The following is a 24841-nucleotide window of genomic DNA, read 5'->3' as shown; positions in this document are numbered from 1 at the left end:
CAGACCACACGCAAGGGGGCGGATCACCGTCCGTCCAGGCGCCCGCCCGACTCGCGGAGGTAGCACTCCGCGCACATCGACTCGTAGGTCACGCGGTCGGCTGAGAGCTCGTCGATGGCGACCTGGTCGCCATCGAAGACGAACCGGCCGCCGACGAGCCGGGCGTTGAAGAGCGCTTTGCGTCCGCACCGGCAGATGGTCTTGAGCTCTTCCAGACTGTGGGCGAGCTCCATCAGCCGGGCGGACCCGGGGAACGCATCGGTGCGGAAGTCGGTGCGGATACCGTAGGCGAGCACCGGCACCCCGTCGAGCACGACGATCCGAAGCAGGTCGTCGACCTGTTCGCGGGTGAGGAACTGGGCCTCGTCGATGAGGAGACATGCCACGTCGGGCGCACTCTCCCCCGCCTCGGGCATCAGCGCGTCCTCTTCGGCATTCCGCACGCGCTCGCGGTGCTCTCCGAAGAGCAGCCGGATGTCGTCGTCGGGGCCGACGAGGAAGTCGACGTCGCGGGTCACCCCCAGGCGGCTCGAGACCTTCGTGGCATCCTTCGTGTCGATCGCGGGTTTGGCCAGCAGCACGTGCTGTCCGCGCTCCTCGTAGTTGTAGGCGGCCTGCAGGAGGGCGGTCGACTTCCCGGAGTTCATCGCTCCGTAGCGGAAATACAGCTTGGCCACCCGGAGAGTCTAGGCCCGGTCGCCGCGATCACCGGCCGCCGAAGCGCCCTCCCCCGCCCCCGCCACCCGAGAACCCGCCGCCGCGCGAACTCCCCGACGATGACCAGCTGCGCGAGGCGGACGACCCGGACGACGACGAGCCCGTCCGCGACACGGGGGTCGCCGCGAGCGTGCCGAGGGAGGACGACGCCCGCGAGAGCGAGCCGGTCGTGACGGCGTCGAAGAGCGCCGGCCGCGACCCCGTCGAACCGACCAGGTTGCCGCCCGCGGTGCGGATGACCTCGACCCACTCCCCCTGCATCCCGAAGAGGACGGCGTACGGAAGAAGCCGCTCGTACAGATTCACGACGTCGGCCCCCGGCGCGCCCGGGGCATCGGTCAGGGGTCGTCTGCCCGAAGACACCAGGTCGGCGGTCGCCGGGGCCTGTGCGGCCCGCAGCCGCTCCTCCTCGGCGAGGAGGAGGTAGCGACGGATCCCCTCGAGAAAGGTCCGGTGCCGCCCACCGGCCAGGGTCAGGACGGTTCCGGGAACGGAGAAGAATGGAAGGATGAAGAAGGCGGCGAAACCACTCGCGATCGCCAGGCCGTAGATCCACCCTCCGGCGGCGCCGAGGTCGCGGACGACCGAGGGCACGTCGTCGGCGAAGAAGCACAGCAGGATGGCGACGACGAGACCTCCCGACGAGAACAGGCCCCTGACCCAGCCGATCCAGGCCGGCGCGGCAGCCCGATAGCCGCGGTCGATGGTGGCCCGATCGATCTGGCGCACGTAGGTGACCGAGCGGACCGGTGGCGTGCGCGCGAAGGCCCCGAGATCGACCCGATCACCGGCCTCGGCATCCTTCCCGTACAGCGCGGTCACGACCCGTCGATCGTCGTGCGCGAGATCGTCGGTGCTGCGCAGCACCACGGAGAAGTCATCGGCGTCGGCACGGTCGCCGGAGGCGACGATCTCGACCTTGTCGCGAACGGCGAGATCGACCACGTGAGCCGCGAGTGCCCGCTCGGGCACGCCCCACACACCCGCCGAGAGCGTGGGGGACTCATCGACCGGGGGCGCGTACTGCACGACGACCGGGGCGCGGTCCGGGTTCCGCCGAAGCAGTGCGCGCATCGCGCCGACGAAGAGGAAGCCCCCGACGCCGGCCAGGTATCCCGCGGCCGGCAGCATCCACTCCGTCCAGGGATAGGCGGGAGGGGGTGGCGGTGAGAGGGCCGCGAACGTGCCGGTGGCGAAGCCGAGCGACACCGTGACGTTCTCGTCGGGTCCGAGGCCGGCATCGTCCGCGACGAAGGTCGCTTCGACGACCGGCGGCGCACCCGGACCGAGCTCCGCCGCCCAGGCCGCGACCGATCCCTCCGGCACCGCGACCGGGGTCACCGGACGCATGTGGCATCTCTCGGTCGATCCCGCGGGCCCGGTATAGCAGAACGCGCGTCCCGGGAGCAGTCCGTCGGACGCGTCGCCGAGCACGTGCACGAGGGCCTCGACACGGTCGAACGGCTGCGCGTGGTCGGTGCCGACGGTGTCCCACGTGAATTCGTCGGCGTCGGTGTCGTCGTACCGTACTACCACGTCGGTCATCGTGTACGAGATGATGTAGGTCTGCGGACCTCGGACGAACGTGTCGTCCCCGGTCAGCACGTAGAGGAAGTCGTCATCCTCCTCGATCCACCACGGAATCGGGTCGCCGTCCCCACCGGTGACGCTCACCACCGAGGTGTCGTGCTCGACACCCGCATCGGCCTTCGGGAGTGCGCGGACGATTCCCCGGTTCTGATCGATGTCGGGAAATCGCGCGACGATCGTCTCGGTCGTGAACAGGGCGCTCCGCCCGTTCGGCTCTCGCCCGAGCCAGTACTCCCCCCGGAACGAGTCGTAGGAGAAGTCGTCGACATCGGCGGCGACGGTTCTGCCCACCTCCCACGCCGGGACCTCCGACCCCGTCGACGCCACGGTCGAGCCCAGCCCGCCGGCGACGGCGAGAAGCATCGCCCCGGCCACTGCGTGCGTCGCGATCCCCACCGCGCCAGCGTAGCGACCAGCGTTATCAGGCTGTGAGAGCCAGAGCCTCCGCGGTCTCGGAGAGGACCTCTTCGGCGATCTCGGGTCGGGGGTTCAGGGTGTGGCCGTAGCTCGGGATGAGCTGCTGCAGCCGCGGCTCCCACGCGTCGATCCGGTCGGGGAAGCAGGTCTTGAGGAGCCCGAGCATGATCGACACCGCGGTGGACGCTCCGGGCGAGGCTCCGAGCAGCCCCGCGATCGTGCCGTCGGCCGACGTGACCACCTCGGTGCCGAACTGCAGCACGCCACCCTTCTTCGGGTCCTTCTTCATGACCTGCGCCCGCTGACCGGCCTGTAGCAGCTCCCAGTCCTCATCGCGGGCGGTCGGCATGAAGTCGCGGAGGCTGTCCACCTTGCGGGCGTGGTTCTTGAGCAGTTCGCCCACGAGGTACTTGATCAAGCCGGGGTTGTCGACGGCGACCTTCAGCATCGGCAGGATGTTGCCCGGACGCACCTGCGCCACGATGTCGGTGATCTTGCCGTTCTTGAGGAACTTGGGGCTGAAGGTGGCGAAGGGACCGAACAACAGCGAAGCCTGACCGTCGACAACGCGCGTGTCGAGGTGCGGCACCGACATCGGCGGCGCTCCGACCGAGGCCTGCGAGTAGACCTTCGCCCGGTGCTGGGCGACGAGGGCGGGGTTGCTGGTCTTCAACCACTGCCCACCGATCGGGAAGACTCCGTAACCGCGGATCTCGGGGATGCGGCTGGACTGCAGGAGCTTCAGAGCCCACCCGCCGGCACCCACGAAGACGAACCGCGCGCGGGTCTCGCCGGGCGTGTGGCCGACGGTGTTGCGCCAGACGACCCGCCAGGTGCCGTCCCCCGCCCGCCGGATCTTCTTGACCTCGCGGTTGGTGACGACCTCCGCGCCCTTCTCGACGAGGTCGTCGAAGAGCTGCCGGGTGAGCGCACCGAAGTCGACATCGGTGCCGCTGGGAACCCGGGTGGCCGCGAAGGGTTCGCCCTTCTTGCGCTTCTTCATCAGCAGCGGCGCCCACTGGTTGATCACGCGCGAGTCCTCGCTGTACTCGATGCCGGCGAACAGCGGCTGCTGTTTGAGCACCTCGTAGCGCTTGCGGAGGTAGGCGACGTCCTTCTCGCCCGTGACGAAGGTCATGTGCGGGGTGGCGTTGATGAAGGTCGACGGCTCGTCGAGCACGCCCTTTTCGACCAGGGAGGACCACAGCTGGCGACTCTGCTGGAACTGCTCGTTGATCGCGATGGCCTTCGCCGGGTCGAGCGACCCGTCCGGCCCCTCGGGCATGTAGTTAAGCTCGCACAGGGCGGCGTGGCCGGTACCGGCGTTGTTCCACGCGTTGGAGCTCTCCTGCGCGACCTCGCCGAGGCGTTCGTAGACGACGATCCTCCAGTCGGGCTGGATCTCCTTGAGCAGCGTCCCGAGGGTGGCCGACATGATGCCCCCGCCGATCAGGACGACGTCGATGACCTCGTCTGGTGCCACCGGTGGGGTCTCGGAATCGGAGGAATCGCTCACACCATGATTCTACGCGCGGTCGAAAACATCCTGATCGGGAGCAGGGTCTGAGGAAGCGAAAGGATGACGGAAGTTTCTCGTCATCGAAAGACCGGCCGTCTACGCGCCGGCAGCGGCGAACCGGCGCGAAGCCACGAGCTCGGCGATCTGCACGGCGTTGAGTGCAGCGCCCTTCCGGAGATTGTCATTGCTGACGAACAGGACGAGCCCGCGCCCCTCGGGGGCCGATTGGTCGGCACGGATGCGGCCGACGAAGCTCGGATCCTTCCCCGCGGCCTGGAGCGGCGTCGGGACCTCCTCGAGACGGACCCCGGGGGCGTCGGCGAGGATCTCGGTCGCCCGCGCGGGCGAGATCCCGCGCGCGAACTCCGCGTGGATGCTCAGCGAGTGACCCGTGAAAACGGGAACCCTGACGCAGGTTCCGGCGACACGGAGGTCGGGGAGCTCGAGGATCTTGCGGCTCTCGTTGCGGAGCTTCTTCTCCTCATCCGTCTCGTTGTCGCCGTCGTCGACGAGGTTCCCCGCCAGCGGGATCACATCGAAGGCGATGGGCGCGACGTACTTCTCGGGCGCGGGGAAGTCCACCGCCGATCCGTCGTGGACGAGGCGGAGCGTGTCCCCCTGCGCCAGCACGCCCTCGACCTGGCCGAGCAGCTCCTCGGCGCCGGCAAGCCCCGAGCCGCTCACGGCCTGGTAGGTGCTCACGACCAGCCGCTCGAGTCCGGCCTCGGCGTGGAGCGGCTTCAGCACGGGCATGGCCGCCATCGTCGTGCAGTTCGGATTGGCGATGATGCCCTTCACGGCGTCGTCGATCGCGTGCGGGTTGACCTCGCTGACGACGAGAGGCACGTCGGGATCCATGCGCCAGGCGCTGGAGTTGTCGATGACGATCGCTCCCGCCTCGGCGAAGCGCGGTGCGTGGGCGCGACTTCCCGTCGCGCCCGCTGAGAAGAGGGCGATGTCGATTCCCTGCGGGTCGGCGGTGGCGACGTCCTCGATGATCACGGTGCGACCGCCGAACTCCACGGCAGTGCCCGCAGAGCGGGCCGTGGCGAAGAGGCGGAGCTCTCGGATCGGGAACGAGCGCTCCAGGAGGATCTCTCGCATGACGGTGCCCACCTGTCCGGTGGCACCGACGACGGCGAGGGAGAGACCGGAGTCGGAGATGCGTGCCATGGTCACGGAGTCTATCGCTGACGCCCGGAGCGCTCGCGTCTGTGACGGGCCGCGCCGGCCTCAGCCGAGCGCGGCCGCACCGAACGACACGCTGAACTGCACGCACCACAGGTCGACGGTCCGGAATCGGTCGAGGTCGACGTCATCGGGGATCTCGTAGAGCTGATCGCCCAGATTGCCCTTGATCTGTCCGAGGTCGACGAAGGGGTGCTGTGCGGCCGTGAACCAGCCGTCGAATCCCTCGACGACCGGGCCGGCGCTCAGCCAGACGTGGACGTCGGGGCCGTTGGTGGTCGCGAGGTCCTCGATGGCGAGATACCGCGAACCGTCCGGGTTCTCGATGACCCGGACGGTTCCCGAGGTGGCGTGCTCGTGACTGATGAACGTCCCTGAGAGCAGATCGACCGGGCCCGCGGGCGCCGGCGGTGCGGATGCCTCGGGGGCGCCGTCTTCCGAGGGCGCGGAGATCTGCGGCTCGGCCGTGGGAGACGGCGCCGGGGTCGCGACGGCGACGGGGATTTCGTCGTCGACCCGCACGTCGATGAGGGCCAGCCACGGCTGGAAGACGAGAGCGGCGATCACACCGGCGGCGAGCGCGAGCGTCCCGCCGATGATCCAGATCCTGCGCGATCTCCGCGGCGTCGACGCATCCCGCTTCTGCACTGTCCGCCTCCGCCCGGTACACACCGATGGTCCCGACAGGCGAATGGTAGGACGCGAGGCTGAACGCGCGCCTCACATCGGAGGGCGCATGCGCGCGTACTCGGTGATGAGCACACCGGACTGGAACGTCCGGCTCGACTCGAGCACGAACCCCGTCGGGTCGTACTCTCCGGCGAAGAGAGGGCGTCCGTCTCCGAAGACGACGGGATTGACCTTCAGCACCAGCCGATCGATGTCCGCGATGAGCTGACCGGCGAGGTCGCCGCCTCCGCAGAGCCAGACATCCCCGCCGCCACGCTCTTTCAGAGCGGCGACGACGCGGCGAGGATCCTCCCTCGTCAGCGTGACCCCGGCCCCCACGTCCGCCGCGGTGCGCGATCGCGAGAAGACGATCTGCTCGAGATGGGAATAGGGCGAGTCGGTCATGCTCAGCCCCGCGGCGTAGGTGTTCCAGCCCATGAGGACGGTGGCGAACCGCTCCCGGGGTGCGGTCGACCCGGACCGATCGTAGAGGACGGAGGGCAGCGTGTCCGCCCAGTCCTCCTGGATCGCCTCGAGGTGGTCGCCGGTCATCGGGAACGCCTCGAACCCTCCGTCGGGTGCGCAGATCCGCCCGTCGAGGCTGATCGCGACGTAGTAGACGAGCTTCGTCATGGATTCCCCTTTCACAACATCTGTCGTGGTCAATGTACGACAAATGTTGTGGTCACGCTAGGGTGACGGTGTGGCACGGAATGACGCACGACGGCGGATGCTCGCCGACGCGGGGCTGTCGGTCATCGCGCGCGACGGGATGAGGGGTCTCACCCACCGCGCGGTGGACGCCGAGGCAGCGGTGCCTGTGGGCACCACCTCGAACTACTTCCGCAGTCGCGCCGCGCTGGTCGCCTCGCTCGTCGAGCGCATCGGAGAGCGCCTCGCGCCGGACCCGGCCGTGTACGCGCCCTGGCGCGATCGCCCCGCGACCCCGTCGCTGTTCGCCGATTACGCGCGCGACGTCGTGCGACGGCTGCTGGCCGACCGCGAGGTCTCGCTCGCGCTGTTCACCCTCCGCCTCGAAGCCGCGCGCAACCCCGAGATCGCCGGCCCGCTGAGAGCGTGGATGCGGCAGGGCTTCGCCGCCGACGTCGCCTTCAACCGGGCCGCGGGTCTGCCGGGCGGCGAGGTCGAGATCGCCCTGTTCCACTACGCCCTGGAGGGGCTGGTGCTCGACAGGCTCACGGTGTCGATCGATCCCGAGATCTCCACGGATGCCGCGGTGGATGCCTTCGTGCGGGGAATCCTGGGCGAGGATCCCCCCGAGGGTCAGCGCCCGGTGCCCGCGTAGACGACGGCCTCCGTCTCGCCGTCGAGGCCGTAGGCGCTGTGGACGACGCGCGCCGCCTCGCCGAGATTGTCGCCGCGGACGACGACGGAGGTGCGGATCTCGGACGTCGAGATCATCTCGATGTTGATCCGCGCGACACTCAGGGCCTCGAACAGCGTCGCGGCGACGCCGGAGTGCGTGCGCATCCCCGCCCCGACGATCGAGAGCTTGCCGATCTGGTCGTCGTGGACGAGGCTCTGGAACCCCACCTCGCTCTGCTCGCCGGCGAGCGCTTTGAGGGCGGCGGTCGCGTCGGACTTGGGCAGCGTGAAGGAGATGTCAGCCAGACCGGTCGCCGCCGCGGAGGCGTTCTGGACGATCATGTCGACGTTCGCGCCGGATTTCGCCACGATCTTGAAGATGTCCGCGGCCTTGCCCGGCACATCGGGAACACCGATGACGGTGATCTTGGCCTGGCTGAGGTCGGTCGCGACTCCGGCGACGATCGGCTCTTCCATGTTCTCTCCCTTTTCCCCCTCGGGAAGGCTCTGGCCCGGGCCCACCACCCAGGTGCCGACGTCCGGGCTGAACGTCGAGCGCGCGTGGATCAGCACCCCGTGCCGCCGGGCGTACTCGACCGCGCGGATGTACAGGACCTTCGCGCCGTTCGCGGCGAGCTCCAGCATCTCCTCACTGGAGATGCTGGAGAGCTTCTGCGCCCTCGGCACGACCCGCGGGTCCGCGGTGAAGATCCCGTCCACGTCGCTGTAGATCTCGCACACATCCGCGCGGAGCGCTGCGGCCAGCGCCACGGCGGTGGTGTCGGATCCGCCGCGTCCGAGCGTCGTGATGTCTCGGGTGTCGCGGTTGAAGCCCTGGAACCCCGCGACGATGACGATGGCCCCGTCGTCGAGGGCCTCTCGCAGGCGCACCGGGGTGACGTCGACGATGCGCGCGGCGCCATGGGTGGCATCCGTGATCATGCCCGCCTGGCTGCCCGTGAACGATCGCGCTTCGAAGCCCATCGAGTGGATCGCCATCGCCAGCAACGCCATCGAGATGCGCTCACCGCTGGAGAGCAGCATGTCGAGCTCGCGCGGGGCCGGCATCGGGGCGACCTGTCCCGCCAGCTCGAGGAGTTCATCGGTGGTGTCGCCCATCGCGCTGACGGCGACGACGACCTCGTGCCCCGCGCGCCGGGTGTCGACGATCCGCTTGGCGACCCGCTTGATGCTCTCGGCATCGGCGACGGACGAGCCACCGTATTTCTGGACGATCAACGCCACGTGTAAGACCCCCGCGTACGTCTGGCGCGAGAGCGCCCGGCGATGACGCGCGACGGGACGGCGCGCCGATCCCCCATCTTACGGACCTTCGCATTCCCCGACTCCCATGTAGCCTGCCGACCATGACGGCGGATCTGGCGGCGTGGTCGGACTTCAACGTGGCGATCGTGGGCGCGACCGCGGCTCTCGCGGGCCTCGTGATCGTCGCCGCGAGCGTCAACATCCGGGAGGTCATCCAGGCGAGGAGCGTCACCGCACGGTTGGGGGCGGGCATCGTGGCTCTCGTCGTGGCCCTCTCGATCGCGGCGATCGGAGTGATCCCCGCCCTCGACGTCGTCGCCTACGGTGCGATCATCCTCGCGCTCACCGCCGTCGGCGCCGTCTTCCCGTGGCATGCCGCACGGGTCATCCTGCGGACTCCCCCACCGAGCGATGACACCCGACCGCCGGTGATCAAGGCCGTCATCGGCTTCGTGCCGATCGCCGCGTACGCCGTGGCGGGGATCGCGATGCTCCTCGGGCACCCCTGGGGGCTGTACGCAGCGGCGGCGGCAGCGCTCCTCACCATCGCCTCCGCGCTGCTGGTCTCGTGGATCGCCCTCGTGGAGGTCCTCCGGTGATCAGCCGGGCGCGACCGGTGGAGGATCCAGCGCGGCGCGCCGCGGGCGGAGAGTGCCGCCGGTCGCGGCGAGCCAGCATCCGAGGATGACGAGGGGGAAGCCGAGCAGCAGCCCTGCCGTCAGCGGTTCGGAGAGCACGATGACACCGAGAAGGATCGCCACGACGGGATTGACGTAGGTGAACAGCGGCGCCCGGGCGGGGCCGACCTCGCGGATGAGGGCGAAGAACGCGATGAAGGCCAGGGCCGTGCACAGGACCGCGAGGAGTCCGAGCGACCACAGGCTCCGCGGGCTCGGGGGTCCCTGCTGGACGACGAGCGCCACCGGGAGGTAGCAGACCCCGACCGCGAACAGCGACACGGTGATCGTGCCGAGCGGCGGCACGTCGCGCAGCTTGTGCGCCACGATGAAGGGAGCGATGGCATACAGCACCGCCACCAGCAGCACCTCGCCGACGGCGAGGAGGCTCGCGACGACATCACCGTCGGCGAGAGCGGGCCCCGCGACGATCACGCCGACGCCGAGGAATCCGATCACCAGGCCCAGCACGCGCGTCGGACGGAGAGCGGCACGGTCGCCCCCGATCACGGCGATGATGGCGGCGAAGAGGGGCACGGTGGCCACGAGCAGTCCGGTCAGCCCCGAGGACAGCGTCAGTTCGGCGTGGCTCAGCAGGAAGAACGGCCCCGCCATCTCGATCGCGCCGAACGCCAGGACCCAGCCGATCTTCGCGAAGGCGGGACGCAGCGCCCGCGCGCGCAGCGCGAAGGGCAGCAGGAGCAGCGCGGCGCCGAGCGTCCGACCGGCGACGACCCCTGCGGGCGAGATCGTGTCGACGGCCTCTTTGATGAAGAGGTACGGCATGCCCCAGAGCACCGCCATGACGGCGAAGAGCAGCCACCCGCGCGAACTGAAGCGCGCCGCGGCCACAGGGGCGGTGACGGATACGGTCACATCGAGCGCCGGCCTTCGAAGGCCCGCCCCAAGGTCACCTCGTCGGCGTACTCGAGGTCGCCTCCGACCGGGAGTCCCGAGGCCAGGCGGGTGACGGTGATCTGAAGGGTGTGCAGCAGTCTGCTCAGGTACGTCGCCGTGGCCTCGCCTTCGAGGTTGGGGTTGGTGGCCAGGATGACCTCCTGCACCGTGCCGTCGGCGAGACGCTGCATGAGCGATGTGATCCGCAGATCGTCGGGGCCAATCCCCGCGATCGGGCTGATGGCACCGCCGAGCACGTGGTAGAGCCCGCGGAACTCCCGCGTCCGCTCGATCGCTGCGACGTCCTTGGCGTCCTCGACCACGCAGATGAGCGTGACGTTGCGGCGCGGGTCGCGGCAGATCGCGCAGCGCTCCTGCTCGGACACATTGCCGCAGATCTCGCAGAAGCGCACCTTTTCACGCACGTCGCCGAGCAGCTGAGACAGGCGCGACACGTCGAAGTTCGGCGTCTGGAGGATGTGGAAGACGATGCGCTGCGCCGACTTCGGCCCGATGCCGGGAAGGCGCCCGAACTCGTCGATGAGGTCCTGGACGATGCCGTCGTACATCAGCTGAACCTCGTCGGCGGCTCGTAGGGCTCTTCACGGACGAACCGGGCGCCGAGAACCTGGCGGACGACCGCTTCGCCATAGCGCTGCATCCCGGCGGAGCGTCGCGGGGGTGTGACGATCGGTGGCGCGACGACCGGAGGAACCGGTGCGTCGACGATCGTCGGGGCGATCTCGCCCTCGTCGTCGGGCTCCGCCGAGGACGCGATCTCGGAGGCGGGGAGCACCTCGCCCTCGCGCGAGCGGGCCGCTGTCGCCGCTCGGACGCGCGCGACCTCGATCGCGGCGTCCTCGGGGTCGTCGTCGACGGCGAACGCCTGCGTCGCGCGCGCGTCGGCACCACCGCGTGCGCCCCCGTCGTCGCCGGGAACCGGGGCGACGGCCCACTCCGTCACCGACGCCGCGGCACTCGCAGTCATCGCATCGCGTGGGGACCCGGCCGGGCGACCGGAGCCGCCGCGCATCGGCGCCTCCTGACGAGGTCGCGGCGCCGCATCCGAACGCGCACCCCCGCCTCGACCCTGCGGATCCGCCGGCCCGGGATCGTCCTGCGGATCCGGGGGCGGCGGCGGGCCCTCGTCCCCGCGGTCGCCGTCCGGGTCTTCGCCACCGGACGTCTCGGCGGGATCGGCGTCGTGCCGCGCGAGGTACTTGACCCGCATCCCCAGGACGCCCTGGATCGCGGTGCGGAGGTCTTCGCTGGGGCCGGTCCCGCCGGTCCGCTGCTTGAACTTGGCCACGTCGGCCTGACTCCGAAAGGACAGTGTCAGCACGTCGTCTTGCAGATCGGCGACCCGCGCGCTGGTGGCCACCAGCCAGGACGACCGACTCAGATCTTCGAGCCTGGCGAGCACCTCCGTCCAGGCGTTGCGCATGAGGTCGAGGGTGACGGGGCCGGCGGGCGGGGTGGCGACGGGCTGCACCGGTGTCGGTGCGGGGCTCGTCGCCGCCTCCGGCGCCGTCTCGTCCCGAGGTGCCGGCGGAATCGCGGCGGTCGAGGAGCCCACTGAGCCCGGGGCAGCCGGAGCACTCCGAGCGCTGGGAGCGCTCGACGGGCCGGGAGGTACGGAGACGGGTGCGGGCACCGTCGGCACGTGCGCCGCCGTCGCCGCGCCGACGCCGCTCGCCGAGGGCACCGTGTGCGTCAGAACGCGCGCGATCATCAGCTCCAGCTGGAGCCGGGGCGACGTCGCGCCGGTCATGTCGTCGAGGGCGCCGACGACGATGTCGGCTGTGCGTGAGAGGCGTTCGACGCCGAAAGAGTCCGCCTGACGCATCATCAGCGCGAGCTCCTCCTCCGAGGTGCCCCGCAGGACCGCGGCGGCACCCTGACCGGCCGCGCCGACGATGATGAGGTCGCGCAGCCGCTCCAGCAGGTCGTCGACGAAACGGCGGGGGTCCTGACCGGTCTGGACCACTCGGTCGACGGCGGTGAAGGCCGCGGCGGCATCGGCGGCGGCGAAGGCGTCGACGACCTCGTTCAGCAGCTCGCCGTGGGTGTAGCCGAGCAGCGCCACGGCCCGCTCGTACCGCACCACGGGCCCGTCGGACCCGGCGATCAGCTGGTCGAGCAGCGACAGTGTGTCGCGGGGTGAGCCTCCCCCGGCGCGCACGACGAGCGGCAGCACACCGGTCTCGACGGTGACCCCCTCGCTCTCGCAGAGCGTCTGGACGTACTCGAGCATCGCGGCGGGCGGCACGAGCCGGAACGGATAGTGGTGCGTTCGCGACCGGATCGTGCCGATGACCTTCTCAGGCTCGGTGGTGGCGAAGATGAACTTCACGTGATCCGGCGGTTCCTCGACGAGCTTCAGCAGGGCGTTGAAGCCCTGCGGGGTCACCATGTGCGCCTCGTCGAGGATGAAGATCTTGAAGCGGTCGCGCGCCGGGGCGAAGACCGCCCGCTCCCGGAGGTCTCGGGCGTCGTCGACACCGTTGTGGGATGCGGCGTCGATCTCGACCACGTCGAGGGAGCCGCCCCCGCCCCGGCCGAGCTCGACGCAGCTCTCGCAGGTGCCGCAGGGGGTGTCGGTGGGGCCCTCGGCGCAGTTCAGGCAGCGCGCGAGGATGCGTGCCGAGGTCGTCTTGCCGCACCCGCGGGGGCCGGAGAAGAGGTAGGCGTGACCGACCCGATCGCTTCGCAACGCCGTCATCAGGGGCTCGGTGACCTGCGCCTGCCCGATCATCTCGCCGAACGCCTCGGGTCGGTAGCGGCGATACAGGGCGGTGGTCACCCGAACAGCCTACGGCGTGGCCCCGACATCCGTTCTGCCGGCCACGTCGACCCGCGACCCGGCGGGCTCACCGTTCTCCGACGGGCTCCGGCTCACCGCTCGCCGGAATCGGAGAGGTGATGATCGGGATGGACGCGGTCACCGTCGGCACCGAGGCCGACAGCGTCGTGCCGTCCTCCAGGCGCACGTCGGCGAACTGGGTGAGCGACGGTCGTCCGGGGATGAGCGGTCCCTGATCCGCCAGCGCGACGGTGACCTCTTCGCCGGGGGCGACGACGTACGGCGTCCCGCGCACGCTGAAGATGAGCGGCTCCTCACCCTCGATCCGCACGCGCATCTCGGCGGCGCGGATCGCCACGTGGACAGGGGTGCTGCGCCAGCGCAGGGGGAACGACAGCTCCTCCCACCCGGCCGGCAGACGCGGGTCGAAGGAGAGCTCGCCGGCGTGATCGCGCATGCCGCCGAAGCCGCTGATGAGAGCCGTCCACACCCCGCCCGCCGAAGCGACGTGGACTCCGTCGGCGGCATTGTGGTGGAGGTCGGCGAGGTCGACGAAGATGGCCTGCCGGAAGTAGTCCAGCGCCAACTCCTGGTACCCGACCTCGGCGGCGAGGATCGTCTGCACCACGGCGGACAGCGTCGAGTCGCCCGTCGTCAGCGGGTCGTAGTACTCGAAGTCGGCGAGCTTGTCCTCGTCGGAGAAGTGCTCCCCCTGCAGGAACAGCGCGAGGACCACGTCGGCCTGCTTGAGCACCTGGTAGCGATAGATGACCAGCGGGTGGAAGTGCAGCAGCAGCGGGCGCTTGTCGGGCGGGGTCGCCTCGAGATCCCACACCTCGCGCTCGAGGAAGATCTCGTCCTGCGGGTGGATGCCGAGCGCCGTGCTGAAGGGGATGTGCATCGCCTCGGCCGCGCGCTCCCAGTGCTCGGCCTCGGTCGGATCCAGCGAGAGGCGCTGTGCCGTCGCACGGTAGGCGTCGGGGTCGCTCTCGGCCATGTCCCGCAGGGTGCGGGCGGCGAAACGCAGGTTGAAGCGCGCCATGACGTTGGTGAAGAGGTTGTCGTTGACGACGGTGGTGTACTCGTCGGGTCCGGTGACACCATGGATGTGGAACGATTCGATCGCATCGCCGTTGGACGTGCGCCAGAACCCCAGGGTGGTCCACAGCCGCGCGGTCTCCACGGCGATGTCCACGCCCTCGCGGTAGAGGAAGTCGGTGTCGCCGGTCGCTCGCACGTACTTGGCCAGCGCGAAGCAGACGTCGGCGTTGATGTGGTACTGCGCGGTGCCCGCGGCGTAGTACGCCGAGGCCTCCTCGCCGTTGATCGTCCGCCAGGGGAAGAGGGCGCCCGCCTCGTTGAGCTGATACGCGCGCCGCCGTGCGGCGGGGAGCATGAGGTAGCGCATCCGCAGGGCGTTGCGCGCCCAGAGCGGGGTCGTGTACGCCAGGAACGGCAGGACGTACACCTCGGTGTCCCAGAAGTAGTGGCCGCTGTACCCCGACCCCGTCACGCCCTTGGCCGGCACGCCCTGCCCGTCGGCGCGCGCCGCGGCCTGCGCCAGCTCGAAGAGGCACCAGCGGGTGGCCTGCTGGATCTCGGGCTGACCCCCGATCCGGATGTCGCTGCGCGCCCAGAACGCATCGAGCCAGGCCCGCTGCCGCTCGAACTGATGACTCACGCCCTCGGCCAGGGCCCGGTCGATGGTGCGGCGGCACCGATCGACCAGCTCACGGGCGGGGACGCCCCGCGAGGTGTGGTAGCTGACGAGCTTGGTCACGCGGATCGGAACGCCGGCGCGCGCCTGCACCCGGAAGACGTTCTTGGCGATGTCGGGCTCGACGATGCCCCGCGCCGAGTAGTGGTTCTCGGTCTCGACCACGTGGTCCGCGACGACGGCGAGGGTCATCCCGGAATCGCTCACCTGATACGCCAGCGCCGAGCGGTCGCGGTCCTGCCAGTACTCCTTGGGCTGGAGCACCCGCTCGTGGATCTTGTCGCTGCGACGAGGATCGAACCCCGCCTTCTTGGCCGGCGCGGGCGATCCGCCGTAGACGTCTTCGCCGTCCTGCCGGTTGATGAGCTGGCAGTTGATCGTCACCGGCGCGTCGGCGTTTCGCACCGTGACCTCGAGACGGAGGACCACGAGGTGCTTCTCTTCGAACGAGACCATCCGCTCGTCCTCGATCAGCACCTCCTTGCCCGAGGGTGTCACCCAGAGCACGCGACGACGCAGCACGCCGCTCTGCATGTCGAGCTCGCGGTGGTACTCGCGCACATCGGCGACGTCCAGGGACAGCGGCTCGTCGTCGACGTAGACGCGCATGATCTTGGCGTCGGGGGCGTTGACGATGATCTGACCGACCTCGGCGAAGCCGTAGGCCTGCTCGGCGTGGTGGATGGGGAAGGTCTCGTGGAACCCGTTGATGAAGGTGCCGTGCTCGTGGGCGTGACGCCCCTCAGGGGTGTTCCCGCGGAGCCCGACGTAGCCGTTGCCGACGGCGAAGAGCGTCTCGGTGACGCCCTGATCCTCCAGCGAGAACCGCTTCTCGATCAGCCGCCACTCATCGACGGGGAACCGGTCGCGGTCCATCATGCCGGGATCTCCTTCTCCACGAACTCGGCGAGGTCGTTCACCACGACGTGGGCGCCCGCGTCGCGCAGGGTCTCGGCACCGGCGCCACGGTCGACCCCGACCACGAGCCCGTAGCCGGCGGCGACCGCCGACTGCACTCCGCTCAGCGCGTCCTCGACGGCGGCACTGCGCGCGGGGTCCACCCCCAGCATCCGCGCCGCTTCGGCGAAGACATCGGGCGCCGGCTTGGAGGCGAGGTGATCGCGCTCGGCGATCACGCCGTCCATGACCACCGAGAAGCGGTCGCGGATGCCGGCGACGGCGAGCACCTCCTCGGCGTTCTTCGAGCTCGAGACCACGGCGATCGGCACCTCCGCCGCGATGAGGACGTCGAGGAGCGCGACCGAGCCCGGATAGGGGGCGATGCCCTCGTCGCGGAGCACGCGCGCGAACACGTCGTTCTTGCGGTTGCCGATGCCGCAGACCGTGTCGGCGGTGGATGCGTCGGACGGGTCTCCCCAGGGCACCTCGACGTCTCTGCTGCGCAGCAGGCCGGCCACACCGTCGTACCTCTTCTTGCCGTCGAGGTGCGCGAAGTAGTCCGCGTCGCTGTAGGGCGGGGTGACCTCCCACGCCGCGAAGAGCTCTTCGAACATCGTGCGCCAGGCGTGCATGTGCACTTCGGCGGTGGGCGTGAGCACGCCGTCCAGGTCGAACAGCACACCGTCGTAGGTGGTGAGGTCGGGAAGCGAGGGACCGGTCAAGGGTTCTCCATACGCGATGCGAGGCTCCGAGCCGGGGGGTGCAGGACGGAGCAGCGAGAGGGTCGGATAAAGCGTAGTGGCCCGGGATCGAGCCCGGAGAACACCGCGGTTTCGCGCGTGTTACACGGTCTCGGGGCGCCCGGCCACGGTAAGCGTCTGCCGCGCGATCTCGAGTTCTTCGTTGGTGGGCACGACGAGCACGGTGACCGCGGAATCGTCGCGGGAGATCACTCGGATGCCGCGCTCGCGCGCGTCGTTGCGTGCCGGATCGACCCGGACGCCGGCGAACCCGAGGGTCTGAAGGGTCGCGGCGCGCACACGGGGGGCGTTTTCGCCCACGCCTGCGGTGAAGGAGATGACGTCCACGCCGCCGAGCTGTGCGAGGTAGGCCCCCGCGTAAGCGCGGAGGCGATGCACGTAGACGTCGAAGGCGAGGGTGGCGGCGGCGTCTCCGCGATCCACGCCGGCCTGGATGTCGCGCATGTCGGAGACCCCGGCGAGGCCCTGAAGGCCGCTCCGCTTGTTCAGCAGCGCATCGAGCTCGTCGATGGAGAGCCCGGCACGACGGGAGAGCTGGAACAGCACAGCCGGATCGACGTCACCGGAGCGGGTGCCCATCACGAGCCCCTCGAGCGGGGTGAGGCCCATCGAGGTCTCCACCGATCGCCCGCCGTCGATCGCGGTGACCGACGCGCCGTTGCCGAGGTGGAAGACGATCTGACGAAGCTCGGTCGTCGGCCGTCCGAGGAAAGCCGCGGCGGCCTCGCTGACGAATCTGTGGCTGGTGCCGTGGAAGCCGTAGCGCCGGATCCGGTGGGCCGCCGCGAGGTCGGCGTCGATCGCATAGGTGTAGGCGGCGGGCGGCAGGGTCTGATGGAACGCGGTGTCGAAGACCGCGACGTGGGGCGCGTCGGGGAAGGCCTTCTTCGCCGCCACGATCCCGGCGAGGTTCGCCGGGTTGTGCAGGGGGGCGAGCACCGACAGTTCGTCGATGGTGATCTCGACGAGCGGGGTCACCAGGGTCGGCGCGAAGAAGCGCGCACCGCCGTGGACGACGCGATGGCCGACGGCGACGGGAGGGGTGTCGGCCAGCGACGGGCCATTGTCGGCGAAGGCCTCCAGCATCACGGCGAATCCGGCGGTGTGGTCGGGGATCGGCAGCTCGCGCGAGAAGGTCGCATCGACCATCGTGGTCGCGGGCCCCGTCGTCGCCGGCTGGTGGACCGTATGCGTCGCCCGCCCCGGGCGGTCCTCGCCGATCCGTTCGACGAGTCCCGACGCCAGCAGCGTCTCGTCCGCCATGTCGATCAGCTGGTATTTGAACGACGACGAGCCGCTGTTGACGACGAGGACCGGGTTCACGCCCCGTCCTCCCCCTGCGCCTGGATCGCGGTGATCGCGATCGTGTTGACGATGTCGTCGACGAGCGCTCCCCGGGACAGATCGTTGATCGGCTTGTTCAGCCCCTGCAGCACCGGACCGATCGCGACCGCCCCCGCCGAACGCTGCACCGCCTTGTAGGTGTTGTTCCCGGTGTTCAGGTCGGGGAACACGAACACCGTCGCCCGCCCCGCCACGGCCGAGCCGGGGGCCTTGGCCGCTGCGACGGCGGCGTCGGCGGCGGCGTCGTACTGGATCGGGCCCTCGACGGGCAGCTCGGGTGCCCGCTCGCGCACGAGCGCCGTGGCGGCCCGCACCTTCTCGACGTCGGCCCCCGAGCCGGACTCCCCCGTCGAGTACGACAGCATCGCCACCCGCGGCTCGATGCCGAACTGCTCGGCGGTCGCCGCCGACGAGATGGCGATGTCGGCGAGCTGCTCGGCCGTCGGATCGGGGATGACGGCGCAGTCGCCGTAGACCAGCACCCGGTCGGCCAGGGCCATGAGGAAGACGCTGGAGACCACGGACACGCCGGGTTTGGTCTTGATGATCTCGAACGCCGGACGGATCGTGTGCGCGGTGGTGTGCGCCGCACCCGAGACCATGCCGTCGGCGAGGCCGAGGTGCACCATGAGGGTGCCGAAGTACGACACATCGGTCACGGTGTCGGCCGCCTGCGCATAGGTCACGCCCTTGTGGGCGCGCAGCCTCTCGTACTCCCTCGCGAAGCGGTCGACGTGCACGGCATCGAAGGGCGAGATGACGTCGGCGGCGCGGATGTCGATCCCGAGCTCGATCGCGCGGTTTCGCACCTCGATCTCCTCGCCGAGGATCGTGAGATCGGCGATGCCCCGCGCCAGCACCGTGCCGGCGGCCCGCAGGATCCGGTCGTCATCCCCCTCGGGCAGCACGATGCGGCGGCGCTCGGCGCGGGCGCGCTCGAGCAGGCGGTACTCGAACATCAGCGGTGTGACGACGGTGGGGCGGGCGAGCCCGAGCGCGGTGACGAGGCTCTCGGTGTCGACGTGCCGCTCGAACATCGACAGGGCCGTGTCGTAGCGGCGCTGCGAGTCGGCGGCCAACCGGCCCCGCGTCCCCATGATCCTCACCGCGGTGTCGTAGGTGCCGAGGTCGGTGGCGATGATCGGCAGCGACGAATCCAGACCGTCGATGAGGGTGTCGACCGGTTCGGGAAGGGGGAAGGGACCGTTGAGGATGACCGCGGCGATGCTCGGGAACGTTCCCGACGAGTTCGCCAGGAGTGTCGCCAGCAGCACCTCGGTGCGATCGGCGGGAATCACCACGATCGCCGATTCGGTCAGGCGCGGCAGGACGTTCACCATCGACATCCCCGCGATGACCACCCCGAGCACCTCGCGGGTGAACAGGTCGGCGTCGCCCTTGATGAGGCGTCCGTCCACGGCGCGGGCCACGTCGCGCACCGACGGGGCCACCAGCAGCCGGTCTTCGGGAAGCGCCCACACCGGCACCGGTCGCGCGCCGTCGACGGCGCGGCCCCCGGCAGCGCGGGCCGCCGAGACCACGCCGGAGATCGCCTCTACGACGTCGTCGAGGCGATCGGGGTCGGCGCGGTTGGCCACGACGGCGAAGAGCTCCGCGCGCTCGTGCGCGAGCTCGGCCAGCGCGAGCGCGGCGATCTGACCCATCTCGGAGGGCGTCCGGGCGATCGTCGTGCCCAGCTGCTCGCCCTGCCCGTGCTGGGCGCGGCCGCCGAGGACCAGGAGCACCGGCGCCCCCAGATTGACCGCGATGCGCGCGTTGTACGTCAGCTCCGCAGGGCTGCCGACGTCGGTGTAGTCGCTGCCGAGCACCACGACGGCGTCGCACGCCGCCGCGACGGCGTGGTAGCGCTCGACGATCGTGGCCAGCGCCCGCTCGGGATCCTGGCGCACGTCGTCGTAGGTCACGCCGATGCAGTCCTCGTAGGCCAGGTCGACGCCGTCGTGGGCGAGGAGCATCTCCAGGACGTAGTCCGGCTCGTCCGTGGACCGTGCGATGGTGCGGAACACCCCGACGCGCGAGGCGGCGTGACTGAGCGCATCGAGCACCCCGAGGGCGATCGTCGACTTCCCGGAGTGACCTTCGGCCGAGGTGATGTAGATGCTCTGCGCCACCCGTCCAGCCTATGGGCGGGGCCTCGAGCGGGGCACGTCCCGGGGGAAAAGTAAGACTCTCCGCGAACCCGGCAGAGCCTGGTTACCCTTGCTACGTTTCCGTCCTGGGGGAGTTGGCCTGGGTGCCGCCTCGCGGAGAGCTGCCTCGAGTCTACCCCGGGAGAGGTCGGACGATTCCCAGGCCGCCCTGTGCCGGTGGCGGTTACGATCGCATAACGAGCGCCGCCGCTCGACCCGCGCGCCGTCCGAGAGGACCCCATGGATCATCCCGTCACGACCGAGCAGGTCGCGCTCTCCCGAGCCCCCGTGCCGCCACGACCGGCGTCCGCCGAGGAGTTCGCGGGCCTCACAGAGTCCATCGTGGCCTCGGTGCAGCGGGTGATCGACGGCAAGCCCGACGCGGTGCGCAGCGCCCTCGTGTGCCTCCTCGCCGAGGGGCACCTTCTCATCGAGGACGTCCCCGGGGTCGGTAAGACCATGCTCGCGCGGGCGCTGGCAGCCAGCGTGGATGCCACGGTGCGCCGCATCCAGTTCACCCCCGACCTGCTGCCGGGCGATGTGACCGGGGTGAGTGTATTCAACCCCGTCGCCCGCGAGTTCGAGTTCAAGCACGGCGCGGTCTTCGCCAACATCGTCATCGCCGACGAGATCAACCGGTCCTCCCCGAAGACCCAGTCCGCCCTCCTCGAGGCCATGGAGGAGGGCCAGGTCACCGTCGACGGCGCGACCCACCCCCTCCCCGACCCGTTCCTCGTCGTCGCGACGCAGAACCCGCTGGAGATGGAGGGGACCTACGCCCTCCCCGAGGCACAGCGCGACCGCTTCATGATGCGCATCTCGATGGGATACCCCGATGCCCGGTCCGAGGCGCTCATGCTGCGTCAGCGCGAGTCGGTCAACCCGCTCGACGCGATCCGTCCCGTCGCCTCGGCGCCGCAGATCGCGGCGCTCATCGCCTGGGCGCGCGCCGTGCACGTCGCTCCGGCGATCGAGGACTACGCCGTGGCGCTCGCGGCCGCCACGCGGACGCACGGCGACCTGCGGCTCGGGGCGAGCCCGCGCGCGACGCTGCAGCTGGTGCGGGCCGCGAAGGTCTGGGCGGCCCTCGACGGCCGCGGATTCGTCATCCCCGACGACATCACCGCCCTCCTCGTCCCGGTCTTCGCGCACCGGCTGATCCCGACCCGCTCCGCCGGCGGAGCGCGGGCGAAGTCGATGACCGAGGTCATCGAGTCGGCGCTCGGACAGATCGCCGCGAGCGTGCGGGTGCCGATCGCCGCACGGCAGTGACCCGATGCTCCGACGACTCTGGCCCCTGACCCTGCGCGGAACCGGTGCGGCGCTCCTCGCGCTCACCTGCTTCGTCGTCGCGAACGAGGTGGGGATTCCCGAGCTGATGTACTTCGGGATGCTGCTGGTCGCCGTCCTCGTGGCTGCCGTGGCCTCCCTCTACCTCACCCGCCACGCCGACTCGGTCACCCGGTCGCTCGCCCCCGACACCGTGGGAGTCGGTCGGGCCTCGCTCGTACGCGTGCGCGTGGGCGTCCGCACCGCGCTGCCGACGCCGCCCGGAACGTGGACGGACACGCTGCCCCCCGGGCTGGAGGGCGCCGCGGCCGGTGTCTTCCCCGCCCTCGGCTCGGGCCTGCGGGGTTCGGACCGCGTGGTGAACCTCGCCTACACGGTGACCGGGGTGCGCCGCGGCATCCACCATCTGGGCCCCCTGCGCGTCCATTCCGCCGACCCCTTCGCCCTGGCCCGCCGCAGCACCCTCTACGGTCAGCGCACCCGCGTCACCGTCGCCCCGGCCGTGATCGAGCTGCCGCCGCTCACGGGCCTCGCGGGCGAGGCCGGGGGAACGCTGCAGACGCAGAACAATCAGCCCGGTCAGGGCGCGGACAACCTCATCGCCCGGCCCTACGCGCCGGGCGACTCGATGCGACGCATCCACTGGCGCGCCACGGCCCACCGCGACGCGCTCATGGTGCGGCAGGAGGAGCAGGAGGCCACCCCCGAGGCGACGGTGGTCCTCGATCGCGGGGTGCTGCGGTGGTCGACCGAGGCGCTGCACGAACCGGGCGCCGACGACGCCTTCGAGACCGCGGTGTCGGCGTGCGTCTCGGTGGTCTCACGACTGGTGCGCGACGGCTACGGCGTGAGCGTCCTCGACAGCGACGGCGCCGCCCTCGCCGAGCGCATCGACGGCGGAGACACCGCGGCGGTGGAGGACCTCGTCACCCAGTTCGCCACCGTCACCGCCCGGCGGGACGACCATCTGCCGCGGCTGGCGCGGCAGTTCGCGGGAGTCATGACCGGCCCCGTCATCGTCCTCACCGGACGCCTCGACCCCGCCGACGTCGACGCGCTCGCACCGATCGTGCATCACTCCACCTTCGCCGTGCTGCTCGCCGCCTCACCGCGGAGCGGCGCTCTGGACCGCGCGGGCGACGTCGGCTGGCACGCGGTCCATCTCGACCCCGACGGCGATCTCGTCCAGGAATGGGCCGCCGCCGGCGAGCGGGGGGTGACCCGTGCCCTCCGCTGAACCGTCCTCGCGCCGCGCCGCGGACCTCCTGCTCACCGCCGGGGTCTTCGCCGCCCTCATCGCCGCGCTCCTCCCCCTCATGCGGGTGGTGCGCCCCACCGGCTGGCTGCTGGGGACCCTCGTCATCGTCGCGGCGGTCCTCGCCACCGGGTACGTCGCGCGCCGCTTCCGACTTCCGGCGGTGGCGGTCTCGCTGATCGAGGTGCTCGTCTGGGCAGCGTTCGTGACCGCCGTGTTCTTCCGGGACACGGCGTTCCTCCTCGTCATCCCGACGGTCGAGACCTTCCGGGAGATTCCCGACGTCCTCTCCGCCGCCGGCGAGGAGATCGCGCTCGGGGTCGCACCGCTGGCTCCGAGCGGGCCGCTCGCGCTGCTCATCGTCGGAGCGACCGGGCTCCTGGCCGTCGTCATCGACCACGTGGTCCTGACGGCACGGATGCCGCTCCTCGCGGGCGTGGGACTGATCGCCGTCTCGCTCATCCCGGCCATCGCCGTGCCGGCGGAGATCGACGTCGTCGCCTTCGCGCTGCTGGCCGCGGCCATCCTCTTCCTCATCCGCACCGACACCCGCATGCGGGAAGAGCCGGCGACGACCGAGGCGACCCGCGCAACGGGGGTCTCGGCGACTGCGGTCGGCATCGGCGCCATCGCCGTCGTCGTGGCCCTCGTGGCCACCCCCCTCCTCCCCCAGCCCACGATCCGGCCGGGGTCGGGAGAGCTCGGTCCCGGGCCCGGCATCGACGCCACGCTGCAACTCGGCGACGACCTCCGCCGGCCTCGCGAGGTCGAAGTGCTGCGCATGCGCAGCGACGCGCCCACCCCGCCGTACCTGCGGGCAACGACTCTCACCGAGTTCACCGGCGCGGTGTGGGAACCCGACAGCGGTCGCTCCTACCCGCTCGACAGCGCCGAGGCTCTGACCGCCCTCCCGGTCGACCCCGAGATCGAGGTGGCGGAGTACTCGACGACCGTGGAGATCCGCAATCTCAACTCCACGTGGCTTCCGGTGTCGTACCCGGCGACCGTCATCGACGGACTCGACGGAGTGTGGGGGGCGTTCCCCTACAACCGCACGGTCGAGGCCCGCCAGGGCGGGACGCAGGGTCAGGACTACGAGGTGACCTCGAGCGTCCCGCGACCGACGCTCGAGCAGATCCGCGCGCGCTCGGCCGGGGGCGAGGGAGTGCGCGCCGACACGCTCGGGCTTCCCGCCGATCTGCCTCCCATCGTCGGCGAGCTCGCCGCCGAGGTGACCGCCGGCGCGGCCTCCGACTACGACGCTCTCCTGGCGCTGCAGAGCTGGTTCCGGGGCACCGATTTCCGCTACTCCCTCGACGCGCCGGTCGAGGAGGGCTTCGACGGCAGCGGCGCCGAAGCGGTCGCGCAGTTCCTCGAGGTGCGCGAGGGGTACTGCATCCACTACGCCTCGGCGTTCGCCCTCATGGCCCGGACCCTCGACATGCCCAGCCGCATCGTCGTGGGATACCTCCCGGGGACCTCGACCGGGGACGCGGTGGAGTTCCAGACCGTGTACTCGGTGATGTCGGGGCAGTTGCACGCCTGGCCCGAGATCTACTTCGACGGCGTCGGCTGGATTCCGTTCGAGCCGACCAACGGTCTGGGTCAGCCGACCCGCTTCTCTCCCGAGACCTCCGCCCCGGGTGAGACCGCCGACGGGGCCGACGCCGCCCCCGAGGCATCCGCTCCCGCCGACGTGCCCGACGCCGTCGACCCCGACACGGGCGAGCCGTTGACACCGGATGCCGGGACCGCCGCGCCCGACGCCGAGGTCGACGCCCTCCCGACGGTGGCCGTGGTGTTCGCCGTGCTGGTCGTCCTGGGGATCCCCCTCCTCGTCCGGGATCTCCGCCGCAGGCAGCAGGTGTCCGGCGCGCGGGCCGGCGATGCCGCCGCGGCATGGGCGGTCGTGCAGGACACCGCGATCGACCTCGGCATCCCGTCGCCGGTCAGCGAGAGCCCCCGCGCGCTCGGCTCCCGACTCGTCGGCGAAGCCGGGGCGCCCTCAGAGGCGATGGGCGTTCTCATCGGCGCGATCGAGCGGGCCAGCTACGCGCCCGGCGGGCGTCATGGCTTCGGTCAGGGCGAGGCGATGGCGACCGCGGCCAGCGAGGTCCGGGCGGGTCTGCTGGCTGCCGCGCCGCCGGCGCGGCGCATCCTCGCCCAGCTCGTGCCGCGCTCGCTCATCATCCGTCCCGGCTCGCTGTACGCCGGCGCCGGCCGGGGCGCGTCCCGCCCTGCCGGCTGACGCGCCGCCCCCGCCCGTCCTCCGCGAGAGTGCATCTGGGCGCCGAAGGCGCGGGGGTCACCCACGTTCTCGGCCCGCGGATGCACTCTCGCCGCGGGGAGGTGGGC

Annotated in this window: 19 protein-coding genes and 1 other RNA gene; 5 read left to right on the top strand and 15 right to left on the bottom strand. The window is 70.7% G+C overall.

All coding sequences use genetic code 11. From position 1 onward, the window contains the following. Positions 1 to 23: 23 nt before the first annotated feature. The 6 genes from T9R20_RS05880 to T9R20_RS05855 all read right to left on the bottom strand — a co-directional run bounded on the left by T9R20_RS05880 (position 24) and on the right by T9R20_RS05855 (position 6733). Positions 24 to 677 (bottom strand): thymidine kinase, encoded by a 654-nt coding sequence (locus T9R20_RS05880; protein WP_322411605.1) that lies wholly within the window; start codon positions 675 to 677, stop codon positions 24 to 26. A 28-nt stretch (positions 678 to 705) separates the two neighbouring features. Then, entirely contained in the window at positions 706 to 2703 is a 1998-nt protein-coding gene (locus T9R20_RS05875) for a DUF2207 domain-containing protein (protein ID WP_322411604.1), read from the bottom strand. A 25-nt stretch (positions 2704 to 2728) separates the two neighbouring features. Beyond that, the gene (locus T9R20_RS05870) at positions 2729 to 4240 is read right to left on the bottom strand and encodes a malate:quinone oxidoreductase (RefSeq protein ID WP_322411603.1); all 1512 of its coding nucleotides are present in this window, start codon (positions 4238 to 4240) and stop codon (positions 2729 to 2731) included. A gap of 99 nt (positions 4241 to 4339) precedes the next feature. Continuing rightward, positions 4340 to 5416, bottom strand: a complete 1077-nt coding sequence (locus tag T9R20_RS05865; RefSeq protein ID WP_322411602.1) for an aspartate-semialdehyde dehydrogenase — start codon at positions 5414 to 5416, stop codon at positions 4340 to 4342. A 60-nt stretch (positions 5417 to 5476) separates the two neighbouring features. Next, a complete protein-coding gene (locus T9R20_RS05860; RefSeq protein ID WP_322411601.1) occupies positions 5477 to 6079 on the bottom strand; it encodes a DM13 domain-containing protein in 603 nt (200 codons plus the stop codon). Positions 6080 to 6151: 72 nt separating this feature from the next. Next, positions 6152 to 6733, bottom strand: coding sequence for a dihydrofolate reductase family protein (locus T9R20_RS05855; RefSeq protein ID WP_322411600.1), 582 nt, complete (start codon positions 6731 to 6733; stop codon positions 6152 to 6154). 70 nt (positions 6734 to 6803) lie between these two features. Here T9R20_RS05855 and T9R20_RS05850 point away from each other — a divergent pair, with 70 nt between their 5' ends. Beyond that, complete coding sequence (locus T9R20_RS05850; RefSeq protein WP_322411599.1) at positions 6804 to 7406, top strand: TetR/AcrR family transcriptional regulator; 603 nt, start codon at positions 6804 to 6806, stop codon at positions 7404 to 7406. On the opposite strand, the gene T9R20_RS05845 is transcribed toward T9R20_RS05850, so the two are convergent. Beyond that, positions 7385 to 8671: an aspartate kinase gene (locus T9R20_RS05845; RefSeq protein WP_322411598.1), complete on the bottom strand. Its 1287-nt coding sequence runs from the start codon at positions 8669 to 8671 to the stop codon at positions 7385 to 7387. The two genes, T9R20_RS05850 and T9R20_RS05845, sit on opposite strands and share 22 nt — an antisense overlap. 122 nt (positions 8672 to 8793) lie before the next feature. On the opposite strand from T9R20_RS05845, the gene T9R20_RS05840 reads away from it, so the two are divergent. Continuing rightward, positions 8794 to 9291, top strand: coding sequence for a hypothetical protein (locus tag T9R20_RS05840; RefSeq protein WP_322411597.1), 498 nt, complete (start codon positions 8794 to 8796; stop codon positions 9289 to 9291). Here the strand turns inward: T9R20_RS05840 and T9R20_RS05835 are convergent, their stop codons facing one another. From T9R20_RS05835 to ffs, 8 genes are all read right to left on the bottom strand, one after another. Beyond that, a complete protein-coding gene (locus T9R20_RS05835; RefSeq protein WP_322411596.1) occupies positions 9292 to 10245 on the bottom strand; it encodes a DMT family transporter in 954 nt (317 codons plus the stop codon). It abuts the gene before it with no gap. Next, positions 10242 to 10835: a recombination mediator RecR gene (recR, locus tag T9R20_RS05830; protein WP_322411595.1), complete on the bottom strand. Its 594-nt coding sequence runs from the start codon at positions 10833 to 10835 to the stop codon at positions 10242 to 10244. Before recR ends, T9R20_RS05835 begins: the two co-directional genes overlap by 4 nt. Further along, the gene (locus T9R20_RS05825; protein ID WP_322411594.1) at positions 10835 to 13069 is read right to left on the bottom strand and encodes a DNA polymerase III subunit gamma and tau; all 2235 of its coding nucleotides are present in this window, start codon (positions 13067 to 13069) and stop codon (positions 10835 to 10837) included. Before T9R20_RS05825 ends, recR begins: the two co-directional genes overlap by 1 nt. Before the next feature lie 67 nt (positions 13070 to 13136). Beyond that, a complete protein-coding gene (locus tag T9R20_RS05820) occupies positions 13137 to 15665 on the bottom strand; it encodes a glycoside hydrolase family 65 protein (RefSeq protein ID WP_322411593.1) in 2529 nt (842 codons plus the stop codon). Then, positions 15662 to 16408 (bottom strand): HAD-IA family hydrolase, encoded by a 747-nt coding sequence (locus tag T9R20_RS05815; protein WP_322411592.1) that lies wholly within the window; start codon positions 16406 to 16408, stop codon positions 15662 to 15664. The genes T9R20_RS05820 and T9R20_RS05815 overlap by 4 nt, the downstream gene beginning before the upstream one ends. Positions 16409 to 16528: 120 nt before the next feature. Further along, positions 16529 to 17770, bottom strand: coding sequence for an acetate kinase (locus T9R20_RS05810; RefSeq protein WP_322411591.1), 1242 nt, complete (start codon positions 17768 to 17770; stop codon positions 16529 to 16531). Next, positions 17767 to 19923: a phosphate acetyltransferase gene (pta, locus tag T9R20_RS05805; RefSeq protein WP_322411590.1), complete on the bottom strand. Its 2157-nt coding sequence runs from the start codon at positions 19921 to 19923 to the stop codon at positions 17767 to 17769. Before pta ends, T9R20_RS05810 begins: the two co-directional genes overlap by 4 nt. Before the next feature lie 48 nt (positions 19924 to 19971). Then, positions 19972 to 20068, bottom strand: an RNA gene (ffs, locus tag T9R20_RS05800) — signal recognition particle sRNA small type. A 113-nt stretch (positions 20069 to 20181) separates the two neighbouring features. Between ffs and T9R20_RS05795 the strand changes: the two genes are divergently transcribed. Genes T9R20_RS05795 through T9R20_RS05785 form a run of 3 tightly spaced genes read left to right on the top strand, consistent with a single transcriptional unit; the run spans position 20182 to position 24734 of the window. Continuing rightward, positions 20182 to 21213, top strand: coding sequence for an AAA family ATPase (locus tag T9R20_RS05795; protein ID WP_322411589.1), 1032 nt, complete (start codon positions 20182 to 20184; stop codon positions 21211 to 21213). 4 nt (positions 21214 to 21217) lie between these two features. Next, entirely contained in the window at positions 21218 to 22468 is a 1251-nt protein-coding gene (locus T9R20_RS05790) for a DUF58 domain-containing protein (protein WP_322411588.1), read from the top strand. Beyond that, positions 22455 to 24734, top strand: a complete 2280-nt coding sequence (locus T9R20_RS05785; protein WP_322411587.1) for a DUF3488 and transglutaminase-like domain-containing protein — start codon at positions 22455 to 22457, stop codon at positions 24732 to 24734. The genes T9R20_RS05790 and T9R20_RS05785 overlap by 14 nt, the downstream gene beginning before the upstream one ends. The last annotated feature ends 107 nt before the right edge of the window (positions 24735 to 24841 follow it).

This window comes from Microbacterium invictum, from assembly GCF_034421375.1.
GTDB lineage: Bacteria > Actinomycetota > Actinomycetes > Actinomycetales > Microbacteriaceae > Microbacterium > Microbacterium invictum_A.
Note: the sequence above shows the minus strand (reverse complement) of the source record. Positions and strands in the feature narration are given on the sequence as shown.